The organism is Nonomuraea guangzhouensis, from assembly GCF_019396345.1.
Lineage (GTDB): Bacteria > Actinomycetota > Actinomycetes > Streptosporangiales > Streptosporangiaceae > Nonomuraea > Nonomuraea guangzhouensis.
Map to the genome: position 1 here is coordinate 164,161 of NZ_JAHKRM010000021.1, position 16,693 is coordinate 180,853.

15 protein-coding genes are annotated in these 16,693 nt (G+C 68.1%); 5 read left to right on the forward strand and 10 right to left on the reverse strand.

Going from position 1 to position 16,693, the window contains the following annotated elements:
* Positions 1-195: 195 nt before the first annotated feature.
* From KME78_RS37980 to KME78_RS37990, 3 genes are all read right to left on the reverse strand, one after another.
* Positions 196-720: a hypothetical protein gene (locus tag KME78_RS37980; RefSeq protein WP_219534296.1), complete on the reverse strand. Its 525-nt coding sequence runs from the start codon at positions 718-720 to the stop codon at positions 196-198.
* Between the two features lie 21 nt (positions 721-741).
* Positions 742-1,764, reverse strand: coding sequence for a NucA/NucB deoxyribonuclease domain-containing protein (locus KME78_RS37985; protein ID WP_219534297.1), 1,023 nt, complete (start codon positions 1,762-1,764; stop codon positions 742-744).
* A 1,255-nt stretch (positions 1,765-3,019) separates the two neighbouring features.
* Complete coding sequence (locus tag KME78_RS37990) at positions 3,020-3,592, reverse strand: ATP-binding protein (protein ID WP_465264799.1); 573 nt, start codon at positions 3,590-3,592, stop codon at positions 3,020-3,022.
* Positions 3,593-3,871: 279 nt separating this feature from the next.
* Between KME78_RS37990 and KME78_RS37995 the strand changes: the two genes are divergently transcribed.
* The 4 genes from KME78_RS37995 to KME78_RS38010 all read left to right on the forward strand — a co-directional run bounded on the left by KME78_RS37995 (position 3,872) and on the right by KME78_RS38010 (position 7,975).
* Positions 3,872-4,726: a helix-turn-helix domain-containing protein gene (locus KME78_RS37995; protein WP_219534299.1), complete on the forward strand. Its 855-nt coding sequence runs from the start codon at positions 3,872-3,874 to the stop codon at positions 4,724-4,726.
* 23 nt (positions 4,727-4,749) lie between these two features.
* A complete protein-coding gene (locus KME78_RS38000; RefSeq protein ID WP_219534300.1) occupies positions 4,750-4,974 on the forward strand; it encodes a DUF397 domain-containing protein in 225 nt (74 codons plus the stop codon).
* Between the two features lie 334 nt (positions 4,975-5,308).
* The gene (locus KME78_RS38005) at positions 5,309-5,911 is read left to right on the forward strand and encodes a TetR/AcrR family transcriptional regulator (RefSeq protein ID WP_219534301.1); all 603 of its coding nucleotides are present in this window, start codon (positions 5,309-5,311) and stop codon (positions 5,909-5,911) included.
* A 663-nt stretch (positions 5,912-6,574) separates the two neighbouring features.
* A complete protein-coding gene (locus tag KME78_RS38010; RefSeq protein WP_219534302.1) occupies positions 6,575-7,975 on the forward strand; it encodes an MFS transporter in 1,401 nt (466 codons plus the stop codon).
* Here KME78_RS38010 and KME78_RS38015 read toward each other — a convergent pair.
* On the reverse strand, positions 7,965-9,194 hold the full coding sequence (locus tag KME78_RS38015; protein ID WP_308127284.1) for a cytochrome P450: 1,230 nt from the start codon (positions 9,192-9,194) through the stop codon (positions 7,965-7,967). The genes KME78_RS38010 and KME78_RS38015 overlap by 11 nt on opposite strands.
* A gap of 67 nt (positions 9,195-9,261) precedes the next feature.
* Between KME78_RS38015 and KME78_RS38020 the strand changes: the two genes are divergently transcribed.
* Positions 9,262-10,662, forward strand: coding sequence for an FG-GAP and VCBS repeat-containing protein (locus KME78_RS38020; protein ID WP_219534304.1), 1,401 nt, complete (start codon positions 9,262-9,264; stop codon positions 10,660-10,662).
* A 110-nt stretch (positions 10,663-10,772) separates the two neighbouring features.
* Here KME78_RS38020 and KME78_RS38030 read toward each other — a convergent pair whose 3' ends face one another.
* The 6 genes from KME78_RS38030 to KME78_RS38055 are packed head-to-tail and all read right to left on the reverse strand — an operon-like array spanning position 10,773 to position 16,624.
* Positions 10,773-12,272 (reverse strand): sensor histidine kinase, encoded by a 1,500-nt coding sequence (locus KME78_RS38030; RefSeq protein ID WP_219534305.1) that lies wholly within the window; start codon positions 12,270-12,272, stop codon positions 10,773-10,775.
* An 18-nt stretch (positions 12,273-12,290) separates the two neighbouring features.
* Positions 12,291-12,983 carry a response regulator transcription factor gene (locus tag KME78_RS38035; RefSeq protein ID WP_219534306.1) on the reverse strand — a complete coding sequence of 231 codons (693 nt, stop codon included), beginning with the start codon at positions 12,981-12,983 and terminating at the stop codon, positions 12,291-12,293.
* The gene (locus KME78_RS38040) at positions 12,980-13,507 is read right to left on the reverse strand and encodes a hypothetical protein (RefSeq protein WP_219534307.1); all 528 of its coding nucleotides are present in this window, start codon (positions 13,505-13,507) and stop codon (positions 12,980-12,982) included. The genes KME78_RS38035 and KME78_RS38040 overlap by 4 nt, the downstream gene beginning before the upstream one ends.
* Before the next feature lie 23 nt (positions 13,508-13,530).
* Positions 13,531-14,814 (reverse strand): ABC transporter permease, encoded by a 1,284-nt coding sequence (locus KME78_RS38045; protein ID WP_219534308.1) that lies wholly within the window; start codon positions 14,812-14,814, stop codon positions 13,531-13,533.
* A complete protein-coding gene (locus KME78_RS38050) occupies positions 14,811-15,542 on the reverse strand; it encodes an ABC transporter ATP-binding protein (protein WP_219534309.1) in 732 nt (243 codons plus the stop codon). The genes KME78_RS38045 and KME78_RS38050 overlap by 4 nt, the downstream gene beginning before the upstream one ends.
* Positions 15,539-16,624: an efflux RND transporter periplasmic adaptor subunit gene (locus tag KME78_RS38055; protein WP_308127285.1), complete on the reverse strand. Its 1,086-nt coding sequence runs from the start codon at positions 16,622-16,624 to the stop codon at positions 15,539-15,541. The genes KME78_RS38050 and KME78_RS38055 overlap by 4 nt, the downstream gene beginning before the upstream one ends.
* Between the last annotated feature and the right edge of the window lie 69 nt (positions 16,625-16,693).

Here is a 16,693-nt window from a genome sequence, read left to right on the forward strand (position 1 = left end):
GGGACGGCTTCGCACAACCGGCCAGCCGGAGGCCGGCCTGACGTTGATCCGGAGATGCCCGCGCAAGCCATTCGATCATTCGCGACTGCCTTCATCGCCCTCCCCACCCCGATAGGCTCCCCAGCCACACAGGCTGGGGAGGTTCATGTGATCGGTGAGGCGCAGGAGATCGAGGTCAAATACCGCGTGAGCGACCTAGACGCCTCCGTGCCGCTGTCGGATCCCTGCGCCGAACACGTCAGCGTACTTGAAGGGTATGTCCGGCTGGGGTTCCGCCTGCCACGAGATGATCAGGTAGTGCTCAACCGGGGTGGCGCCGGTCGAACCGTCCGGCATGGTGTCACGCCCGCGAGCGTGCACCCGAAGCCGGTAGAAGCCCTTCCCCAGCCAGGCAAGGTTCGGCAGTTTGGGAAGGTCCCCATCGAGCCCGCAAACGATGAGTGATCCGCTCGTGGATTCGATGGAGACTTCGACGATCTCCTCCCAGCGGTCCAGATCGAGAGTCGGAGGACCCTCGGTCAGTTGCACCGTGACGTCAACGGCACCGATGGAGATGCCCGTGAGAATCGTCGCGCCATCCGGCTCATCCGCCACTGCGATCAAGCCGTTGTCCCAACGTTTCGGAAACTCAGGACCCAGCTCGTTCGCGTCCCGGATCTGCAGCTGGTGGTAGGACAGCCAGACGTTCGCCTGATAGGACGACGGCGCGGCGCCAGTCATGGGGAGAAGACCTTTCTGGGGTTAGGAATTCATGTCGGGGAAGACGTAAAACGGGTCCTTGTCCAGCAGGCGTTGGTTGTTAGCGAAGCTGCCGAACTGGCCGCCGGCGCTGCTGTTCTGGGTGGCGTCTACCCATTCGACGGAGAAGTCGCCGGGGTAATCGCCGCCGCCGGTGTACGCGCCCTCATAGGTGTGTGCCATCGGATACTCGTCACAGTTTGCCCCGGTCGGAGGCGGACCGGTGAGGAAGCTGCACGCATCGGCGCGGTTCTGCTCGGCGTCCGCGTCGTCGTACATGCGGGTGAGTGGGACGTCGCCCACGGCGCCAGGGTTGCCCCTTGCCTGGGCGCGGCTGATGTGGCCGACGATATCCTCGACCACACTGCGCTTGTAGGTCAGAGTAGGCCAGGTGTCGGAGAAGACGCAGCCCGTGTTGGTAAAGCCCTTGAGCATGCCGTTGTCGCAGCGCAGATCGATAGGACCGTCGGTAACGTATTCGATGTTGTCGAAGTCGCCGCTGTCGGGGGCGGCCCAGGTGATCTGAGAGTCGAAGCTGATGTTCTCAACCGTCCTGGCGGGAAGGCTGACCGCGAACGTCGCGTTGAACTGCATCCATGTGCGCAATTGCAGCGGCTTCGGGCCGGTGACGGATGTCGCCGTACAGTTGGGGTTACAGTGTCCACCGAAGCTGATCTGCATCGCGGTATTCCAGTCGCCCCACTCGCTGTGTGGATAGATGTGCTCGCCATAGGTGAGCTCGCCTTTGTTCCACAGGGTGACCATATCGACGTAGTGAGTGAATTCTATGCCGCCGACGACCTCACCGGTATCGACGATGATCCAGTCAATACCTTCGGTCTGCCAGAAGCACTGATTGAAACGGGTCAAGCCGTACCAGCCAGTGCTCTCGTCCTTGCACCAGCTGGGTACGTTAGGGGGCACGCCGCCCGGAGGTTCCTCGGCGGAGATCTTCGGCTTGGGTGGGCGGGTGCACATGACCTTGTCCACACCCTTGGCCCGTAGACTGTTTAGCTGCTTCTTCACCTCTTCACAAGGGCGAGACGAGGTGACCTTGCTAGGTGAGGTGGACTTCCTTCCGGCGCTTGTGTCCTCGCGCATGGAGGCGTTGGCCGCTCGGATTCGGGCAGCGTCCCCATCTGCTTGCGTGGGCGGTGACAGGCCCGGGGGCGATGTGGTTACTGTCGATTTTGCAGCTCCGGGATCGTCGGCTGCCTGTGCCGAAGCGATGGGGCCGAGCGGGGTAGAGCATAAGGCGCCTGCTAGCACCACCCCCAGAGCTGCTCTACCTAAGTAGCGTGTCAAGAAATTCACATTTGTCCCTTTCGTTTCAGACGTGGATGTATGTCGGAGATCTTCACATCTGGCCTTAAGGGAACACAAGATCTTGACTTGGCGTGGAAAATTCGTTAACTGACTCTGTGGAAAGCCGACTGACCAGGCAAAACGACATGCCGCCATTTCGGAATTTCCATCCAGTCGGCATCAGCATTGGGAGGTCTCTCATGGTTGTCAGCAAGACTCGCCAGGTTGAGATCTCCCAGCGCCGCTACCAGGCCGTGTAGATGCGGATCGCCGGGGTGTCGCCCACGGTGATCGCCGCATCCCGATCCAATGGCCCTGGGCCAGGCAAATCATCACCGCCCTGACCCGGCTACACGCCCTGCCGGCACCGACCTGACCAGCGCCAACCCGTCTCTACGAGCAGAAAGGCACTCCCGCGGGCCCGTGGAACCCCGCCCACCCGGCGCGACAGCCGGGCACCCACGCTGACCACAGCAAGGAAATCGACCTTCAGCCGAACCCTTTAGCCCACCAGATCAAGAACGAGATAGATCGAGGCCAAGAAACAGCTCTTACGCGTATGCGTCGGTGAAACCTGTGGAGTCCAGCGTGTCGATTCTTATAGGCATCAAGGGCGGCGGCACTCCGCACCGCCGCGCGGCCCGGCCAAAGGCGCATCCGGGCATGCGGCCTGGGGACGGTCCCGGCGCGCCGCCGAGCAGCACGACGGGCACAACCCGCCGCCCGCCGACCAACCGGCTGCCCTTGCTCCACCCCAACTCAGGGGGACAGGTAGTACGCGATACACCGGCGCCTGTCCGGGCCGGCCAGCATGGAACCGAAGACACCTAGCAGGACCTCTCGTGCAGCCCCCGGGGGCGAGTACCGTTCGGCATTCCTCTTTTCGTGCAGGGTGGACATCGAGACCGGCTGGTCACTCTCGCGAGCTTGCAGCCTCGAGTAGATCACGCTGTCCTTGTTCCGGCCCGAACTGATCTCAGACATCGCCATTCTCCCCTTTCTGGCCATGCAGCGCAGACGCATTCATGAGCGCCCAGACCGCGCAGCGTTGCCCCCCGAAGTGCCTCCAGCCCCACTCTGAGGCCAACTCCTCCACCAACCGCAACCCGCGCCCGCAGGCGTCGCTCAAACTCGCATCGCGCAGCGTGGGGAGACTTTGTGATCCGTCGTCAAGCACCTCGACCCGAATCAGACCGGCATTGAGCCGCACAACACGAACCCGGATGTGACCGCCCGGCAAGCCGGAGTAAGTGTGCCTAACCGCGTTCGCCGCCAGCTCGGTAAGGACCAGCAGCGCATCACCACTGTCACTACCGATAACGGTCAGCAGCATCTTGACGAACTGCCGCGCCACACAGACCGAGGCTGCCGTACCAGGCAATCGGCATTCGCCGAGAGTCCGACCCATCACATGCCACCCATCGCACGGTAGATCTGGTCGGCCACGTCTTCGTGGTCGGCGTCCACCCGATGCCAGGGCCACGGACCCCACGTGTAGATCCAACGACCCTGCCGGAAATCGGCGCGAATCCCGATCGAAGCGGACCATGTCCGCAGGACGAGCCGAGCGGGGCGAAGGTCCCAACTGACGTCTGCGTTGAGATGGCTCAGCCCTTGATCCAGTAGCGTTAGGTAACTGAGATGTCGCACATCGTGGTGGGTGAAAGGCATGACAAACCTCCGCTGATGCACCGTCGATTGCCCCGCCGTGCCCGCCATTTCGCGGACGATCGGCGTGGTCGAGCCCTACACTTGGAAGTTACCTAAGACAGTCGAGAGTTGGTAGCTGCTTTTGGAAGTTTCCAAAAGCAGATTCCGTGGAGCCGCGATGACAGCAGAGACAAGCCCGACAGTGCGCAGACGCCGCCTCGCGTCCGAACTGCGACGGTTGAGAAATGAGCGTGGTATGTCCATGCAGGCGGTTGCCGATCATATGGAAATTACCACTGCATCCCTCAGCCGTATCGAGACGGGCCGACGAGGGATACGCCCTCGCGATCTTCGATTCCTCCTCGATCTGTATGAGATTGTCGATCCAGAACGAGAGGCGCTCCTGGCCCTCAATCGGGAAGCACAGCAGAAAGGCTGGTGGAGGCAGTACGGAAACGTTCTGTCAGGCGAGTACGCCACCCTGATCGGGCTTGAGGCTGAAGCCGGCAGTGTGCAGAACTACGAGCAGAGCCTCGTGCCTGGGCTACTGCAAACCGAAGCCTATACGCGAGTGATCACCGCCGCATTCCGGCCCGGCGACTCGCCGGATGAGATCGATCATCTCGTCGCGGTCAGGCTCAAACGCCAAGAACGCATCAACGACCGTGACTTCACCCTGTCCGCGATCGTGAGCGAGGCCGTTCTGTGCCAGCACATAGGTAGTGCCTCCGTCAGAGCCGAGCAACTCAAGCACCTGGCCGAAATGAATCAGAGAGCCAACGTCATGGTTCAGGTCCTGCCGTTCCGGGCTGGCGCACATGCCGCCCTGACCGGACCGTTCAGCATCTTGCGGTTCCCAGGCGCCAACAACATGGACATCGTGTACCTGGAGAACATGACCAGCGCCGTCTACCTGGAAGAAGCCCCAGAGGTAGGCACCTACGAATCCGTGTTCGACTACCTGAAGGCCAGCGCACTGAGCCCAAACGATTCAGCATCTATGCTGATAGAAGTAACAGAACGCCTCGCATGACGCAGTTACGGAAGGGGCGCGGGATGGAGCTCGTGGATACCGACTGGAAGAAGAGCCCCTACAGCGGCGGCAACGGCAACTGCGTTGAGCTGAGAAGACATAACGGGATGATCGAGGTCCGCGACTCCAAGGATCCCAACGGCCAGGTCCTGCACTTCACGGACTCAGAGATCCTGGCATTCCGTCATGGTCTCAGCGACGGTGCGTTCGATGAGATCGTTGGACCGCCCTCAGCGGCTAGCGACTGAGGATAGTTGACGGCCACCACCGGGCTTCCCGTCCAGTCGGCTAAGAAGTCTTCGGGAACCCCCTCGGGCCGAGCATCGCAATGCGGACCTTCGGCCCGCTGGGTTCACCGTAGAACGGTTGGGGTGTTTCTCGGGCTCAGGGCAGGGCACTGCTCGGCGTCCACGTCGCCGACTCGGCCGCCTCGGGAGATGACGGCGGCCGGACAGCCCGTGCCGCACGTGCTATTCATGGAGCAGGCGCGGCAGGTGGGGTTGGTGCCCATGCGGACCGCGCACAAGTCAACTTATAGCGGGATAAACGTCCGCCTCCGTGCCCCGGCCTACCATGGGACCCATGCCCCGCATCTCCGCCGCCACGATCGGTGAGCACCGAGCCCAGACGCGCGATCGCATCCTGCAGGCCGTCGCCCGCCTGTCGAGAGTGCAGGGGATCGACGCCATCTCGATGACGGACGTGGCGAACGAGGCCGTGATCACCCGGACCGTCCTCTACAACTACTATCCGGACAAGGCCGCCCTGCTGCTGGCCTTCACCGAGCGGGTCACCAGCTACTTCATCGAAGACTACGAGCGGGAGTTGCCGGCCGGGGCGTCTCCCGCCGACCGGCTGCGCGTGTTCGTCCGGCTGCAGCTGACCGGTCTGCTGGCGCACCCGCATCCGGGAGCGGCCGATCTCGGCGCCGCGCTCGGTCCCGACGCCTACCAGCAGCTCGCCGAACACGTGGCGCCCATGCAGCGCATCCTCGTGGAGATCCTGGAGAGCGGGATCGAATCAGCCGCTTTCCAGGTACTCGACGTCGAGGCGACGGCCCGCATGATCCTCGCAGTGATCGGCGCGGAGCGGGTGCCCCTGATCAGCGGCGCGGTCACCGTCGAGACGGCGGGGGAACTGGTGACGGGCTTCGTGCTGAGGGCCCTGGGCAACACCGCGCCGTGAATTGTCGGTCGCCAGGCCGGCCCGTACGTCGGCCCAGGCGACCACGTACTGCTCGGGCAGCCGCCGACGCTCCAGAGCGGCGGCGAACAGCCCGATCCCGCAGCCGCTCCCCAGAAGCGATTCCCGACAACAAAGGTCAGCACGCTCCCTCCGCAACCGCGATGGAGCGCCAGTCGTCGAAGGCGGCGCAGCGCGGCACCCGATCAGCGCGGACAGCAGGTCAGCGCGGACACCCGGTCAGCGGCCCCAGCCAGCAACTCGACCGCCATCTCTGCCGAGTTCAAGGCCGCAGGCGGCAGTAGCCCGGCCCTCACTGGCGGCCCGCCCTCGCCGGGGACCGGTGTCCAGTCGCCGTCTGTGGGCACCAGCCCGGCGGCACGGAGCCTGGTGCCGGGGCCGAGCACACGATCGCGCGGATGCGCGGGCCGTCGGCCCGGCTCAGCAGGTTGTCGAGGTCTTCCTTGGGTGAGGGCGTGGTCGAGTCCCCGTAAGGCGAACATTCCGGTGATGCGCGAGGCGGCGCCGGCGGGCAGTTCCCGCGCGGCCTCCCGATCGCAGACCGGTAAGTCGTAAAAGGACGGGAGATGTTCGTAGAACGACAACATGGCCCCACTTGCCGGGGGGAGCCCAAATGCACCAGAAAGCGGTGACAAGATTGACTCCATGGACGACGATCACGTAGCGCTGAAATCCGCCCGTGGGCGCTGGATCCTGGCGGCGACCGTGCTCGGTTCCGGCCTGGCCATGCTCGACAGCACCGTGGTGAACGTCGCGCTGCCCTTTCTCGGCAAGGACCTCGACGCCGACATGGCCGGGCTGCAGTGGACGATCAACGCGTACACGCTCACCCTGGCCGGGCTGATCCTGCTGGGCGGCTCGCTCGGCGACCGCTACGGCAGGCGCAAGGTGTTCCTGATCGGCACGGTCTGGTTCGCGCTGGCCTCGGCGCTGTGCGGGCTCTCGCCGAACATCGAGTTCCTGGTGGCCGCCCGCGGACTGCAGGGCGTCGGCGGCGCGCTGCTCACCCCGGGGGCGCTGGCGATCATCCAGGCGTCGTTCGTCAGGGACGACCGGCCGCGCGCGGTCGGCGCCTGGTCCGGGCTGGGCGGGGTGGCCGCCGCGCTCGGCCCGCTGCTGGGTGGCACGGTGGTGCAGACGGCGGGCTGGCGGTGGGCGTTCCTGATCAACCTGCCGTTCGCGGCGATCGTCGTGCTGGTAACGCTGCGGCATGTGCCCGAGAGCAGGGACGAGCAGGCCGCGGGGAAATTCGACGTGCTGGGCGCGGTGCTGGCGGCGCTGGCCCTGGCCTTCCTCACCTACGGCCTGATCGAGAGGGGGGCGACGATACCGCTGGTCGTGGGGATGGTGCTGGGCGTGGCGTTCGTGGTGCTGGAGAAGCGCAGGTCCCCCGACGCGCTGGTGCCCGTGAGCATCTTCCGGGATGGGGTGTTCACGGCCGTGAACGTGGTGACGCTGTTCGTGTACGCGGCGATGGGCGTGGTGTTCTTCCTGCTCGTCGTGCAGTTGCAGGTGGTGTCGAAGTTCCCGCCGACCGCGGCCGGGCTGTCGGTGCTGCCGGTGACGATCCTGATGCTGCTGCTGTCGGCGCGCGCCGGCGAGGTGGCCAAGCGGTACGGCCCGCGCTGGCCGATGACGATCGGCATCCTGGTGGCCGGGCTCGGGTTCGTGTGGATGAGCACGATCAGCTTCGGCGCCTCGTACGCGCTGCAGGTCATTCCCGCGGTGACGGTGTTCGGGCTCGGCTTGACGGCGGTGGTGGCGCCGCTGACCGCGACCGTGCTGGCCACCGTGAGCGAGCGCTACGCCGGTACGGCCAGCGGTGTCAACAACGCGGTGGCCCGCACCGGCGGCCTGCTGGCGGTGGCCGCGGTGCCGCCCCTGGTCGGCCTGGTCGGCGACGCCTTCAAGAACCCACCCGTCTTCAACGCGGGCTTCCACACCGCGATGCTGATCAGCGCCGCGCTGATGGGCGTCTCCGCGCTGATCACCTGCCTGACGATCAGGAGGAACGTCCTGGCCCCTGAGGAGCAGCTCAGAACGTGAACCCCTGGCTGCGGACGCTGTTGTCGAAGTTGGACAGCAGCAAGTCTGGCTCGCCGACCGCGCGGATCTCCGGCAACCTGGTCAGCAGCACCCGGAACATCGTCCGCATCTCCTGCCTGGCCAGGTTGGCGCCAAGGCAGAAGTGCGGCCCCGGCCCGCCGAAGCCGACGTGCGGCTTGGTCTCACGGGTGATGTCGAAGCTGTCGGGGTCGGGGAAGACCGTCTCGTCGCGGTTGGCCGAGCCGTAGAAGAGGACCACCTTGTCGCCCTTCTTCAGCTCCAGGCCGCGCAGGGAGTAGTCCTGGGTCAGCGTGCGCCGGAACTGCATGATCGGCGACACGTGGCGGACCATCTCCTCGATCGCGTTGCCGATGCGGCCGTCGAAGTCCGCCATCAGCAGCTCGCGCTGCGCGGGGTTGTCGGTGAGCAGCTTGATGCCGTGGGCCATGGTGTTGCGGGCGGTCTCGTTACCCGCCACCAGGAGCAGGGCGAAGAAGGAGCCGAGCTCGCGGTCAGTGAGCTTCTCGCCGTCGGGGTTGGCGGTGACCAGCAGGGACACCAGGTCGCCCTGCGGCTCGGCGGCCCGCTCGTGCCCCAGCTTGATCACCATGCGCTGGAGGGCGAGCAGGGCCAGCATGTTCTGGCCGGCGAGCTGCACGCTGCGGACCAGGCTGGGGCGTACGCCGGTGTAGGCGGTGGAGACGTCGACGTGTTCGTGGACCTTGGCCCGCAGGTCGTCGGGGATGCCCATCATGTCGCAGATGACGTGAATGGGGAGCCGGGCCGCGACCTGCCGGACGAAGTCACTCGGGCCCTGCTCGACGACGTCGTCGACGATCCGCTGACAGGCGGCCTCGATGTCGTCCTGCAGGCCGGAGAGCATGCGCGGGCTGAACGAGCGGGTGACGATGCGGCGCAGCCGGGCATGACGCGGGTCGTCCATGTTGACCATCGACTCGCCGAACACCTGCTTGACCCAGCCGGGCGGCTCCGGATTGGTGACGGCCGGCTCGCTGGAGAAGACCTTGGCGTCGCGGCTGGCCTCGACCACGTCCGCGTGCCGGACCAGGGCGTAGAAGCCGCTTCCCGACCGGAGGAACGGCACCTTCTTCTCCGGGAAGAACACCGGATGCTCCAGTTGCCGGAGCCTGGCGAACGCCTCGTGCCGCTCCTTGAGGGGCCGGCGCCAGAAAGCCAGATCCGCGAGGTCGATGTCCACCCGCCTATCCTGGCACGTTCCCGTGGCGTTAAGACCTGGTTCGGGCGGGGCGGACATACCTACCTGTATGAACGCTCTGCTGGCCGCCTGCCTGGTTCTCCCCCTCGTTTCGGGTACGACCCACGCCGCGGCTCCGTCATGCGGCGGATCCCCTTCCGACTTCGACGGCGACGGCCGTCCCGATCTGGCGGTGGCCGCCCCGTACGACAACCGGCGGGCCGGTTCTGTGACGGTCGTGTACGGCAACGGCCAGAAGGTGAAGCTGACCCAGGAGGGCGCCGAGCCGGGCGACTCGTTCGGCTCCGCGCTCGCGGTCGGTGACTTCGACGGTGACCGGTGCGCCGACCTGGCGGTGGGCGTGTCGGAGGAGTTCGCGGGCGAGCGCGTGCCGGGGGCCGACGGCAACGGCGTCGTCGAGCTGTTCCACGGCTCGCCCGCGGGCCTGCGGCCGGGCAAGGAACTGGCGCCGGCCAAGCCGTCGAGCGACCGGTTCGGGGCGTCGCTGGCGGCCGGCGACCTCGACGGCGACGGGCGCGACGAGCTCGTGGTGGGCGCCCCTGGCCACCGTACGGGCGGCGGCGTCACGATCTACTGGATGAAGGGCCGCAAGCCGTACCAGATCACGCAGAAGACTCCGTGGATCCGGGAGGCGGCGAACGTGACGGACCAGTGGGGCGCGGCGCTGGCGACCGGCGACTTCGACGGCGACGGGCGCGACGAGCTGGCCGTGGGCGCGCCCGCCGACAGCGTCACCCAGGACGGCCAGGGCTCGGTCACCGTCATCGACGTACGGGGCAAGCGGGCCCGGCTCCTGACGCAGAGCAGCTCCGGGATCAAGGGCGCCGCGGAGAAGTGGGACGCGTTCGGGGCATCGCTCACGACCGGCGACTTCGACGCCGACGGGCACTCCGATCTGGTCGTCGGCGTACCCGGCGAGGGGCTGAGCGCCAACCAGCGGGCGATGGACTACGGCGACGGAGCCATACACGTGCTGTACGGGAACGGGAGCGGGCTGCTGCGCGGCGCGCGCTCGGAGATGTGGACGCAGCGGCTGCTCAAGGGCGAGCCGCGCTACTACGACAGGTTCGGCGCCGCGCTGGCGGCCGGGGACTTCAACGGGGACGGCGACGACGAGCTGGCCGTCGGCGTACCCGGCGAGAAGGGGGTCCAGGTGCTGGCCGGAGCCAGGAAAGGCGGGCTGACCAAGGACGGCAACCTGCTGATCAAGGGCAAGGGGCGGGACTTCGGCGCGTCACTGGCCGCGCTGCCCGCGCTCGGCGGGCGCTACCGGTCGCTCACCATGGAGCGTCCGCTGTATGGGCTGGTGGTGGCGGCGCCGGACCAGGGCAAGGTGCTGTACGTGCCGGGCTCGCGCCAGCCGGGCACCCGTCCCGGGCTGCGACCGGGGAAGGTCCGCGAGCTGAGCAGCGGCCCCGGCCTGTACGGCTACGCCTTCGGCCGAGGCTGAGCGACCGACCGGCCCGCCGACCCACCAACCGGCCCGCCGGCCCGCCGACCCACCGACCCACCGACCCACCGACCCACCGACCCACCGACCCACCGACCCACCGACCGAGGCTACGCGTTCGGCTGCAGAGACCCCTTCACCCGAGGTGGCGCGACCTGGGACGGAGCCAGCGGGAGCGTGACACGGAAGGTGGCGCCCTTGCCCGGCATGCTCGACGCGGAGACGCTGCCCCCGTGCGCCTCGACGAGCGTGGCCGCGATCGACAGCCCCAGCCCGGCACCACCGGTGCTACGCGCCGGATCGGCCCGGTAGAACCGCTCGAACACCCGCTCGGCCACCTCCGGCGAGAACCCGGGCCCCTCGTCGCTCACCTCGACGACGGCCTGCCCGTCACGCGCCCCCACCCCGACGGTGAAGGCCGTGCCCGGCGGGGTGTGTGAGAGCGCGTTGCCCACCAGGTTCCCCAGCACCTGCCCGAGCCGCGGCTCGTCACCGGTCACGAGCACCGGCCCCTCGCTCTCGTACAGCATGACCAGCTCGATCTTCCGGTCGGGCGCGAGCGTCTGGGCGTCGATCACGGCGGTGGCGGCGACGCTGAGGACGTCGACGGGCCGTGCGTCGAGCTCGCGGCGCTGGTCGAGTCTGGCCAGCAGCAGCATGTCCTCGACCAGCAGGCCCATCCGCGCGGCCTGCCCCTCGATCCGGCTCAGCAGCCGGGTCGCCTCCGTCAGATCCTTGTCCGCCCCGAGCCGGAACAGCTCGGCGAACCCCCTGATCGAGGTGAGCGGGGTCCGCAGCTCGTGCGAGGCGTCGGCCATGAACCGGCGCGTCAGCTCCTCCGAGCGCCGCGCCGCCCTGGCCGACTCGCGCGCCGACTCGGCCGCCGACTCGCGCTCCCGCACGGCCACCTCGATCCGGCCGAGCATGCCGTTCAGGGCCCGGCCGAGCTTGCCGACCTCGGTGGTGCCCGCCCAGAGTGGCACCCGACGTGACAGATCGCCGTCCGCGATGTGGCGGGCGGTCCGCTCGATCTCCCCCAAGGGTCGCAGGCTCCGCCGTACGAGCCAGTAACAGGCGAAACCGAGCACCACAAGCGTCCCGCCGCCCCCGACCGCCACGATCAGCAGCAGCTGGGAGACCGTGTCGTCCAGGTCGCCCAGGCTGATCGCGATGATCCTGCTGTCGCCGTCGCGGCCCGGCATGGCGACGGCCCGCCAGGACGGGCCGTCGGCGGCCTGCGACTCGACGGTGAAGGGCTGTCCGGCTATGCGGGCGACGTCGGCGGTGGTGAGCCTGGGCAGCTTCGGGGTGTGCGTCTCGGTCGACTCGGTCATGGTCCTGATCTTGGCGCCGGTCGGGTCGACGAGCACCGAGTGGAACAGACCGTAGAAACGCTGCGGCTGCGGGCGCGGCTGCGGATCTGGAGGCGGCGGAGCGCCGCGCCACGGCGTGCTGGCGGCACGTAGCTGCTGGTCGACGCGCTCGACGAGATAACCACGCAGCAGCCGTACGGCGAACAGCCCGGTCAGCGTGATGGCCAGCGTGACCATCAGCAGGGTGGCCGAGACGAGACGCAGCCAGAGCGGCGTCCGCGCGAGATACCTCCTCATGTCATTTCCCGGCCGGGCTCAATCCTTGGGCGGGCGCAGGATGTAGCCGACGCCGCGCAGCGTGTGCAGGTATCTCCGCTCGCCGGTGTCGATCTTGCGGCGCAGGTAGGAGACGTACGACTCGACCAGCCCGACGTCGGTGCGCCAGTCGCCGTTCCAGACGTGGTCGAGGATCTGCGTCTTGGACAGCACCCGTCCCGCGTTGAGCATGAAGTACAGCAGCAGCCGGTATTCGGTGGGCGACAGCCGCACCTGGACGCCGTCGCGCCACACCTCGTGCGTCTCCTCGTCCAGCTCCAGGTCGGCGATCCGCAGCCGGTTCGGTGGCGGCGTGCCGCGCCTGGTCCTGCGCAGCACCGCCCGGATCCGGGCGATGACCTCCTCCAGGCTGAACGGCTTGGTCACGTAGTCCTCGCCGAGCCCGAGCCCGGCGATCCGGTCCTCCGGCGTGTCCTTGGCGGTCACGAACAGCACCGGGACCCGGCGGCCACGCGAGCGCAGCCGGCCGGCGACCGCCAGGCCGTCGAGGTCGGGCAGCATCACGTCGAGCATGACCAGGTCGGGCGTGCTCTGCTCGGCCACCCGCAGGGCCTCCTTGCCGTCGGCCGCCGTGAGCACCTCGAACCCGGCCATCCGCAGGCTGGCGGAGAACAGCTCCCTGATGTTGGGCTCGTCATCCACCACCAGCAGCCTGGCCTCCGGCTCGGTCATCTGATGCCTCCCCCCTGACTGATCGAGGTGGCCGCCACCGAGCCGTCCCCGCCCTTCTCGCCGCGCACCACGACATTGGTGCCGGTCTGCAGGTCGGCCAGCTTGCCCGGCTTGGTCACCTGAACCGTGGTCGCGTCGGTCGTGGTGACCGTGACCGTGCTGCCGTCCATGGTCTTGACGTAGATCTTGCCGCCCTCGACCTTCTCGACGGTGCCCACGGTGCCGCCGCCACCGGCGCCGCCCATCCTCTGACCGTACCCGCCCGGCATCTGTCCTCTGCCGCCCGGCTGCTGGCCGTAGCCGCCGGGCATCCCCTGCCCCTGCCTGCCGAAGCCCTGCTGGCCGGCGGCGGCCGTGGCGGGCGCGCCCATCGCCTTCTGTACCTGGATGCCGATCACCACCCCGGCCACCAGCACCACGCCCGCGATCAGCCCGAGCGTCACCTTCGACAGCGGCTTGCGCGGCTGGACGGCCAGTTCGCTGTTCAGGTCGTCCGGATACGGCGAGGCGTCTAGTTTCGCCATTTCTGTCTCCTTCGGGGGGTCTGTCACTCGTGGCGCAGGGCCTGGATCGGCCGCAACTTGGCGGCTCGGTTGGCGGGATAGCTGCCGAAGAACAAGCCGATGCCGACAGACACGCCCAGCGCAAGCGCGACCGACGACGGGACGAGCACCGGCTCGATGCCCGCGATGGTGAAGCGGGTGCCCAGGAACGCCACCAGCACCCCGGACAGCCCGCCGACCAGGCTCAGCAGCGTGGCCTCCATCAGGAACTGGCCCAGGATCGCGCTCCTGGGCGCGCCGATGGCCTTGCGGATGCCGATCTCCCTGGTCCGCTCCGTGACGGTCACCAGCATGATGTTGGTGATGCCGATGCCGCCGACCAGCAGCGAGATCGCCGCGACCGCGCCGAGCAGCACGGTGAACGTGCCGGTCGCCGCGCTGACGGTCTCCTGCAGGGTGGCCTGGTTGAGTATCCGGAAGTCGGCCGAGGCGGTGCCGGTGATGCCGTGCCGCTGGTTGAGTATGGCCGTGACCTCGGACTGCGCCGACTCCGTCGCCGCCGAGCCGCTCGCCTGCACGACGATCGAGTTGAGCGAGTCGAACCCGGTCAGGCTCTGCTGTACGGCCGACAGCGGCGCGATGGCTACGTCGTCGGCGTCCTGCTGCCCGCCGGTCGACCCGCTCTCCTTCAGCACGCCGACGACCGTGAACGGCACGCCGGAGATCGTCACCTGCTTGCCGACCGGGTCGAGGGTGCCGAACAGCTCCTCCACCACGGTCTGCCCGAGCACCACCACCTTCCTGGCGGCCAGCACGTCGTCGTTGAAGAAGTACGTGCCCTTGGTCACCGGCTTGTTCGTGGCCTCGAAGTAGCTCGGGTAGGTGCCGATGAGCTGGGAGATCGAGTGGCTGGCCGCCCCGTAGGTGGTGGCGGCCGAGGAGGCGGTCACGACCGGCGAGACCGACGCGACCGACGGCGCCACCGTCTTGTCGGTCAGGGCCTTGGCGTCGGCGAGGCTGAGCTGCCTGGCCTGGGTACGCGGGCCGGTGTTCTGCCCGCCGCCGGGCGCGCCACCGCCGCCCCCGGCCCGCGCGAATCCGCCGCCCCCGCCACCGCCGCCGCCCGAGAAGGACGGGGAGATCGTCAGCGTGTTGGCGCCGAGCCGCTGGATGTTCTTCTGGATGCTCTGCGAGGAGCCCTCGCCCACGGCGACGAGCAGGATGACCGCGGCGACGCCGATGAGGATGCCGAGCGTGGTCAGCGAGCTGCGCATCTTGTTGGCCAGCAGCCCGCGCAGGGCGAAGCGCAGGATCTCGAGCTGGTTCATCGGGCGACCTCCGCCATCCGCGGCGGCGGCCCGTCGATCGGCCCCTGCCGGATGTCTTCCACGATCTCGCCGTCCACCAGCCTGATGACCCGCTTGGCGTGCGCCGCCACGTCGTTCTCGTGCGTGATGAGCACGATCGTGCGGCCCGACTCGCTGAGCCTGTCCATGATCTCCAGAACGTCCTGCGTGGAGGCGGTGTCGAGATTGCCGGTGGGCTCGTCGGCCAGCAGCAGGGCGGGGGCGGTGATGAGCGCCCTGGCCACGGCGACGCGTTGCTGCTGGCCGCCGGAGAGCTGGTTGGGCTCGTGGTGGACGCGGTCGGTGAGTCCGACCTGCTCCAGCGCGGCCAGCGCGCGCCGCCGCCGTTCGGCCTGGCCGACGCCGCCGTAGACCAGCGGCAGCTCGACGTTGGCCAGCGCGCTCATGCGCGGGATGAGGTTGAACGACTGGAAGACGAAGCCGACCCGGCGGTTGCGTAGTTTGGCGAGCTGGTGCTCGTCGAGCTGCCCGACGTCCGCGCCGTCGATCAGGTAGCGGCCGGTGGTGGGCACGTCCAGGCAGCCGAGGATGTTCATCAGCGTCGACTTGCCGGAGCCGGAGGCGCCCATGATGGCGACGTAGTCTCCCCGCTCGACGTCGAGGTTCACCCCGCGCAGCGCCCGTACCCTGGCGTCGCCCTCGCCGTACTCCTTGACCAGGTTCTGCACGCGCAGAACGGGAGTCGTCATCGCCCGCCTCCCGGCACGCCGCCGCCGCCCGGGAAGCCGCCGCCGAAGCCGCCCTGCCGCTGGTTGCCGGTGCCCGTGGTGGTGGAGGTGGCGGGCGGGACGATCTGGTCGCCTTCGGCGACGCCCGACTTGATCTCGGTCAGCGCGGCGCCCTGCACGCCCACCTCGACCGGGGTTCTGACCTGCTGGCCGTTCTTGAGCAGGGTGACCGTGTTCGTGCCGCCGCTGGTGGAGAGCGCGGTGGACGGGATGGTGATGACGTTCTCCGCCTGGCCGGTCACGACCTCGACGGTGGTGGTCTGCCCCAGGCGCACCTGTTTGGGGACCTTGGTGAAGGAGATCGTCACCGGATACTGCACGACGTTGTTGCTGGTGGAGGCGACCGGCTCGATCTGGGTGACCTTGCCGGTGGCGGTGACGCCCGGCAGCGCGTCGAACGTGACGGTGGCCGCCTGGCCGACCTTGAGCTTGCTGACGTCCGACTCGGTGAAGGTGCCGACGAGCTGGAGCTTGCCGGTGTCGGCCAGGTCGATGAACCCGGACCCCGATCCGCTCCCGGACTGGCCGCTCTGCCCGCTCTGTCCGGTGCTCTGTGTCGAGGTGCCGCTGGAGGTGCCGGATCCGCTGGAGGAACCGCCGACGGCGCCGTTCACGGCCGTGACCGTGCCGGCGAACGGCGCTCTCAGCACCGTCGCCGTGGCCGTCCGCTGGGCCTCCCGGTAGGCGTTGCGCGCCTTGATGTAGGCGGCGTAGAGCTGGGCGGTCGAGGTCCCGTCATCGACGGCGCTGTTGTACGTGGCGCGCGCGGCCGACAGGCTCTCCTCCGCCGCCGCGTCGTCGAGCTTGGCCAGGATGTCGTCCTTGCGGACCTTGTCCCCCGCCTTGACGTAGATGCGCTCGACGGTCCCGCTCGTCCCGAACGCGAGCGCCCTGCTCCTGGAGCTCTCCACCGCGCCCGAGGCGGACACCGAGGCGGTCACGGTGCCGCGCCCGGCGGTCACCGTCCGGGTGGCCGTCTCAGTGGCCACCTCGCCCGTGCCGAGCTGGGCGTACGCGAACGCGACACCGCCCAGCAGGAGCACGCCTAGGGCTCCGTTGGTTATCAGCGCTCTGCGCCTTGTCGACACCTTCACAGCCGGTGACCCTTGCAC

Coding starts and splice junctions, on each gene's coding strand:
- KME78_RS37980 (WP_219534296.1), bottom strand. CDS start 720: ATGACTGGCGCCGCGCCGTCGTCCTATCAGGCGAACGTCTGGCTGTCC.
- KME78_RS37990 (WP_465264799.1), bottom strand. CDS start 3,592: ATGGTCCGCTTCGATCGGGATTCGCGCCGATTTCCGGCAGGGTCGTTG.
- KME78_RS37995 (WP_219534299.1), top strand. CDS start 3,872: ATGACAGCAGAGACAAGCCCGACAGTGCGCAGACGCCGCCTCGCGTCC.
- KME78_RS38000 (WP_219534300.1), top strand. CDS start 4,750: ATGGAGCTCGTGGATACCGACTGGAAGAAGAGCCCCTACAGCGGCGGC.
- KME78_RS38005 (WP_219534301.1), top strand. CDS start 5,309: ATGCCCCGCATCTCCGCCGCCACGATCGGTGAGCACCGAGCCCAGACG.
- KME78_RS38010 (WP_219534302.1), top strand. CDS start 6,575: ATGGACGACGATCACGTAGCGCTGAAATCCGCCCGTGGGCGCTGGATC.
- KME78_RS38020 (WP_219534304.1), top strand. CDS start 9,262: ATGAACGCTCTGCTGGCCGCCTGCCTGGTTCTCCCCCTCGTTTCGGGT.
- KME78_RS38030 (WP_219534305.1), bottom strand. CDS start 12,272: ATGAGGAGGTATCTCGCGCGGACGCCGCTCTGGCTGCGTCTCGTCTCG.
- KME78_RS38035 (WP_219534306.1), bottom strand. CDS start 12,983: ATGACCGAGCCGGAGGCCAGGCTGCTGGTGGTGGATGACGAGCCCAAC.
- KME78_RS38040 (WP_219534307.1), bottom strand. CDS start 13,507: ATGGCGAAACTAGACGCCTCGCCGTATCCGGACGACCTGAACAGCGAA.
- KME78_RS38045 (WP_219534308.1), bottom strand. CDS start 14,814: ATGAACCAGCTCGAGATCCTGCGCTTCGCCCTGCGCGGGCTGCTGGCC.
- KME78_RS38050 (WP_219534309.1), bottom strand. CDS start 15,542: ATGACGACTCCCGTTCTGCGCGTGCAGAACCTGGTCAAGGAGTACGGC.